General features: G+C 41.6%; 5 protein-coding genes and 2 pseudogenes. All 7 read right to left on the minus strand.

Translation table 11 applies throughout. The features are described from left to right. Window positions 1-24: 24 nt before the first annotated feature. Window positions 25-872, minus strand: a pseudogene (locus JCM19037_RS26315) (DctP family TRAP transporter solute-binding subunit). Between the two features lie 30 nt (window positions 873-902). Next, entirely contained in the window at window positions 903-2,123 is a 1,221-nt protein-coding gene (locus tag JCM19037_RS21345) for a CoA-transferase (protein ID WP_238544860.1), read from the minus strand. After that, window positions 2,087-2,464, minus strand: coding sequence for a hypothetical protein (locus JCM19037_RS27960; RefSeq protein ID WP_238544861.1), 378 nt, complete (start codon window positions 2,462-2,464; stop codon window positions 2,087-2,089). Before JCM19037_RS27960 ends, JCM19037_RS21345 begins: the two co-directional genes overlap by 37 nt. Continuing rightward, window positions 2,461-3,351 carry a 3-hydroxyacyl-CoA dehydrogenase family protein gene (locus JCM19037_RS21350; protein ID WP_042404479.1) on the minus strand — a complete coding sequence of 297 codons (891 nt, stop codon included), beginning with the start codon at window positions 3,349-3,351 and terminating at the stop codon, window positions 2,461-2,463. Before JCM19037_RS21350 ends, JCM19037_RS27960 begins: the two co-directional genes overlap by 4 nt. Before the next feature lie 34 nt (window positions 3,352-3,385). Further along, a complete protein-coding gene (fabG, locus tag JCM19037_RS21355) occupies window positions 3,386-4,126 on the minus strand; it encodes a 3-oxoacyl-ACP reductase FabG (protein ID WP_042404482.1) in 741 nt (246 codons plus the stop codon). 23 nt (window positions 4,127-4,149) lie between these two features. After that, window positions 4,150-5,327 (minus strand): annotated as a pseudogene (locus JCM19037_RS21360) (acetyl-CoA C-acyltransferase). Window positions 5,328-5,360: 33 nt separating this feature from the next. Beyond that, window positions 5,361-6,365 (minus strand): LacI family DNA-binding transcriptional regulator, encoded by a 1,005-nt coding sequence (locus JCM19037_RS21365; protein ID WP_042404484.1) that lies wholly within the window; start codon window positions 6,363-6,365, stop codon window positions 5,361-5,363. Between the last annotated feature and the right edge of the window lie 137 nt (window positions 6,366-6,502).

The raw sequence follows: 6,502 nt of genomic DNA on the forward strand, positions 1-6,502 counted from the left end.
TCCTCAAACAAACTCACCATTTCTTCAGTCTGTTTCTCGCTCTCTTCTCGCTGAACATCGAGTGGCAGTCTCAGCCGCTGCTAAAATGTGTGTTTGATCTTCTTGATTAAATGACTCGAACAACGTCCCACTCATAAGTAGAGGCGCGGGAGAATAGACATGTTGGGTCATATTTACATATCCTTGGATATCAGAAAAGCCCATATCATAAATCGTAGGAATAGGATTTTCTTGGCTATCAATAACTCCTTGTTGAAGGGCTGAATAGACTTCGTTCCAAGCCATTGGTGTAGCGTTCGCCCCGAGTGCCTGCCATGTATCAATTTGCACTTGGCTCTCCTGAGTACGATGATCTGTTCCTCGAAGATCTTCCGGAGTTTCTACAGCAATAGTTGAATGTGTTTGATATCGGAATCCATTCTCCATCCAAGCCAGCACTTTCACATTTGTTTGTTCAAAGATTTGATTTGCTAATGTTGAACCGTATTCACTGTCCAAGAACTGGTGAGCATGATCATAATCTCTAAATACATACGGCAAATCAAATAGCATAATCTCATCAAGGAATCCCCCCATGGTCCCGTTGAAACCATTCCTGCGTCAATAATACCAATGCCCATACCCTCAAACACTTCTCGTTCTGCCCCTAGAGCATTATCGTAATAAGGACGAACTGTGATTCGTCCATCCGTCCGTTCTTCTAACTCGTCTCCAAATGCTTGTACACCTACTCCATGATGAGAATCCGCGCCAAGCGGCAGACTAACAGCAATTGTTACAGAGTTTCCTGACTCAATGTCCTCAACTGCTCCCGTGTTTTGCGTACAACCAGCCAGCACTACTGCTAAACAAATGAAGACTATTCGCTTCATACGTTTCACTCCTTATTACTTGCTAGATATTCATTGAGTTAATACTCGCATCGGACCATCCATAAATAACTGATAATCCATTGTTTTAACGGACTTATCCATTAAAGGAGTAAAGCCCATAAGCGCGATGATGTCTCGTTCAATCGATATTCCTGGTGCAACTTCAATGAGTCTAACGCCTTCTGGTTCCAATTGAAAAACAGCTCTTTCAGTCACTATAAGCACAGATTGATTTTGTCTTCTTGAAACAGGTCCACTAAATGTTACTTGCTGAACACGATTGACAAACTTTGAAAATTGGCCTTCTTGGTGAATTACTGTTGATCCGTCTTCATACGTAATATCCAGACCTTTCGCTGTAAATGTGGAGCAAAATACAACCTTCCGAGCATTTTGTGTAATATCTACAAACCCACCACAGCCTGTTGTTACCGTTCCAAATTTACTTACGTTGACATTGCCTAGCCGATCAAATTCAGCTCCACCCATAAACGTAACGTCGACACCTCGTCCAATGTAATAATCAAATTGAACTTGATGAGATAATATGGCTTCAGGGCTACGAGCAATACCAAAATCTACACCACCAAGAGGAATACCACCAATCACTCCAGACTCGACGGTCAGATGGATATCATCTAGCATTCCTTCTTCATCGCAGACCGGTCCAACTGCATCTCCTGGAATTCCAGTACCCAAATTTACAACAGCCCCTTTGAACAGCTCTTGACTTGCTCTTCGTGCAATTACTTTTCTTGGACTTAATGTTGGTATAACCATCTGTAAATTTGGTTCTTTTATTTTCCCAGTATAACTAGGGTTATAGTAGGCTCCTGATGTTTGGCGATGTCTTTCTTCAGCATCAGTTGTAACGATAATGTAATCAACACAAGTCCCTGGAATTTCCACATCTCTTGCTGGCAGTGAACCGCGTTTTACATAATTTTTTACTTGGACAATTACCTTTCCGCCAAAACGCTTTGTCGCTTGAGCAATCGACAACGCCTCAAGTTTGAGCGCCTCATCTTCCATCGTGATATTGCCAAATTCGTCAGCAGAAGTACCTCTTAAGACACAAATATGAATTGGAATTGCGTTATAAAACAGATATTCCTCCTCTTTTATTTTGATAATATCAACAAGGCTTGCCTTTGATTTTGCTTTTTCATTTACTCGCCCGCCTTCTAAACGGGGGTCTAAAAAGGTGCCGATACCTACCTTAGAATAAGTGCCTGGTTTACCTGATGCCATGTCTCGGTATAAATGCGTAAGTTGACCTTGAGATAGACAATGGGCTCAACTCGATTTTCAGAGATTAGAGTACTCCATTTAGGAGCCAGACCCCAGTGAGCGCCAATAATCCGAGATACCATACCATCATATGCTAGGTGCTCTATACCTCCCATTCGGTTACTATGACCAGCCGCATGTAATAACGTTAAATTATTGGGTGTGCCAGTCTCTAAAAAATGCTCTTCCAAGCTGACCAGCATATCTTCACAAGCACCCATTAGTGTAAAACCGCATACAGCCAACGTATCGCCAGATTTTATAAGCTTGGCGGCATCATTAGCCTCTATTCGTTTTGTCATGACAGAAGAACTCCCTCAACATTCATTTTGTTGCCGTCTGAATCATATCCGAAAAACCCTCTTCCCGTCTTCGCCCCTAGCATGCCCGACTCTACATATTTCTTTAATAATGGGCACGGACGATATTTAGAATCACTAAACCCTTCATAAAGTCCTTCCATAGTAGAAAGAAGTGTATCTAACCCTACAAAATCAGCTAGTGTAATCGGACCCATTAGGTGGTTGGCTCCCAGTTTCATAGCTGTATCAACATCGGTTGGGCTTGCCCCTTCTGCCACACAATAGATGGCTTCATTCATCATCGGTACGAGAATACGATTGACAAGGAAACCAGGATAATCATTGCAGATGACTGGTTCTTTACCAAGAGCTTTTGCAAATTTCGTCGTTGTTTCTACGGTCTTTGTAGAGGTGAGAATTGATGGGGTTACTTCGATAAGTTTCATTAGTGGTGCTGGGTAAAAGTAATGAAATCCGATGACATTCTCAGACCTACTTGTTTGGCTGCCGAGTTGTGCAATTGATAAACCCGAGGTGTTGGATGCTAAAATTGCACTTGGCTTAGCAATTCGGTCGATTGTATGAAATACTCGCTCTTTCAAGGAAATATCTTCTGGTACCGCCTCAATAACCATGTCTCCTTCACTGACGAGCTTTATGTCTATCGTCAGTTGGATTCGCTTCAAAATTTTTTGTTTATCATACTCCATTAGACTCCCTTTCAATACACGACGCTCTAGCTTTTCATTTATTAATTCTATCGCCTTTTGAAGCGCCTCATTGGACTCATCAATTAGATGAACTCTAAAACCAGATACCGCAGCGTTTTGAGCAATTCCAGCTCCCATTAAACCTGCACCGATGACCACGACTGTTTGAATTACCATAGTTAAGCCTCCTTTTAAGTTCACTAAGTCCCCCTTACAAAACCATCCCTCCTCCGACATTTATAACTTCACCGGTTATATAATTAGCTTGTTCGGATGCCAAAAAAGCAATGCAGTTGGCAACGTCTTCTGGTTGACCTGCTCTACCGAGGGCAATTTTATTCACCATCATATCCCAAACATGGTCGGGAACCCCTCTCGTCATATCTGTCTCAATAAACCCTGGGCATATTGCATTTACTGTAACCCCCTTTTTACCCAATTCTTTTGCCGCTGTTTTGGTAAGACCAATGACCCCCGCTTTAGCTGCTGCATAGTTCGCTTGTCCAATATTTCCTTGCCAGCTTGCTGAAGAAATATTGATAACGGAACCTGATTCTTTCTCTCGCATCACTTTAACGGCAGGCTGCATCATGTAAAAAACACCATTTATATTCACATTCATAACTTGTTGCCACTCTTCTACTGACATCTTGTGCATCATGGCATCACGGTTAATCCCTGCATTATTAACGAGAATATCGATCGTTCCATAACGTGCGATTACCTCCTGAACGAACTCTTCAGCTTCATCTGGCTGTGAAACATTACATGCTTTTCCAAATGCTTTGCCACCATAACTCTGGATTTCTTGTACAGTTTCCTGGATGGACCTGTCATCAATATCACTCACAATTGTTTCAGCACCGAGTGAAGCGAGTTTCATGACTATCCCCTTCCCTAACCCGCGTCCCGAACCCGTAACAACCGCCACTTTACCTGATAAATCAATCATTTCTTAACAATCCCTCTTTTCCGTTATATTCGTTCAAACAATGTTGCAATGCCTTGACCCCCTCCAATACACAATGTCGATACACCTCGCTTTACATCTCTTCTTTCCATCTCGTGTAAAAGTTTGACTGTAATCACCGCACCTGAAGCACCAATAGGATGACCGAGGGCAATAGCTCCACCGTTAACGTTGACCTTTTCTAGATCAAACTTAAGATCATTAAGTACAGCAAGTGATTGTGCAGCAAATGCTTCATTTAATTCCACCAAATCAATATCATCTTCTGTTAATGAGCTTTTCTTCAGTATCTTCTCAACAGCCGGTGTAGGAGCATACCCCATGACTTCAGGATCAACACCAGCTATGGCTTGTTCTCTAATTTTGGCTATAGGTTTTAATCCTAACTCTCCCGCTTTGTCTTCAGACATGATAACAAGCGCTGCTGCTCCAGAATTAATACCTGAAGAGTTGCCTGCAGTGACAGTTCCATCCTCAGCAAAAGCAGGGGGCATTTTTGCTAGTTTTTCAGCCGTTACTCCTCTACGTGGATGTTCGTCGATATCCACGACTCGACTTTCCCCTTTTCTTCCTTTTACAACAACTGGTACAATCTGGTCTTTGAAATACCCATGATCAATGGCATTTATCGCTCTCTCCTGGCTCAATGCTGCAAATTCATCTTGTTCTTCTCTGCTAATCCCATAACGTTCGGCTACATTTTCTGCTGTAACACCCATATGATACTGGCCAAATGGATCCGTTAGGCTGTTACTAAGCCATCTTCAAGTTGTGCATGACCCATACGATACCCGTAGCGTGCCTTTCGAACATAATAGGGTAACAGGTCCATGTTTTCTGTACCACCAGCAATAATAACATCCGATTGATTGGATTGAATTTGCTGTACTGCGTTGTTAATCGCCTGCAAACCAGAACCACACAAGCGATTAACCGTGTATGCGTTTGAACTCGTCGGCAGTCCAGCTCTCAACGCACACATTCTTGCAATAAAAGCGTTTTCTGCTACTTGTCCGACACATCCCATAATTACATCATCAATTAGTTCTTTGTCTATACCTGCTTTTTCTATTGCTGATTGAATAGCGGATGCCCCAAGGTCAGCTGCATGAACGTCCTTTAATTCTCCCCCCATTTTTCCAATAGCTGTTCGAGAAGCGCTTACAATAACAACAGATTTCATTCGTATCATCCCTTTCTAAAGATAGCGTTATTATTAACGAATGTCTCGCGTGCTCTGCCTAGCTATTAATGTTGGTTCTACAATTTTTTGTGTATGAACATAATTTTCTCCACTCAATATCCATTGATGAAGAAATTTCATTCCTTGCTCACCTATGTGAGCTGCCTTGCAATCAACCGTTGTTAATGGAATACGAAAATCACTAGCATACGAAACGTTATCAGAACCAATTAAAGACACGTCCTGAGGTATGGATAGTCCAAAATCTAAATATGCTCTGGCAACTGCAAAAGCCATCGTGTCACTCGCTGCAAATATTGCCGTTGGCCTATTTGTTGATTTTTTTAACATTTTTATCGTCAGTTTATATGTCAAGTCTTCATCATAATCACCATGAATCTCAATAATCGAATTGGGCGACAAACCAGCAGATTTAATTTCTTGTAAAAACCCTTCGCGTCGATCTATACTGTTCGTTCTTGAACCACCGACAAACGCAAATTCTTTATGACCTAAAGTTAGCAAATGGTCAGCAGCAATTCTGCCAACTTCAATAGAATCCACTGAAACTGACGTACCTTCATACCCAACTGGTGAACGGTTAATAAGCACATGTGGAATCTTCAATTCTTCTACCTTCTTTAAAATATTAGAATCTTTATGATCTATCGTCGACAACATAAGCCCATCAACGCCTTGCTCAATCATAGAATCCAATAATTTCTCTTCTTTGTGTTGTAAATCATAAGTTGTGCTAATGATGACATTGTATTGATTCTGATAAGCTAGCTCCTCAACTCCTTTGACTAGTAATGGATAAAATGGATTCGTAAGCTCAGTAACCATCAGCCCGAGCAAATTCGTCTTCTTAATCTTAAGGCTTCTCGCACTACGATTCGGTCGATAACCAAGCTTTACTATTGCTTCTTCCGTCCTTTGCCGTAACTCCTCACTGACAAACTTATTCCCATTAACAACTGCAGATACTGTTGCAATAGAAACCCTTGCTTCTTTTGCTACTTCTTTTATCGTTGTCATGATGTTCTCTTCACCTCACCGCCAAGATTACTACCAATAATACTATAGCACCTTGCGGCATCATATCGGGGGTTTTCTATTACATCTAAACGTTAGCTAAACGTTTAGAATGTAATAGTATACTAATATGAAAGCGC

Origin of the sequence: Geomicrobium sp. JCM 19037 (genome assembly GCF_000698105.1) — a bacterium.
GTDB lineage: Bacteria > Bacillota > Bacilli > Bacillales > Marinococcaceae > Geomicrobium_A.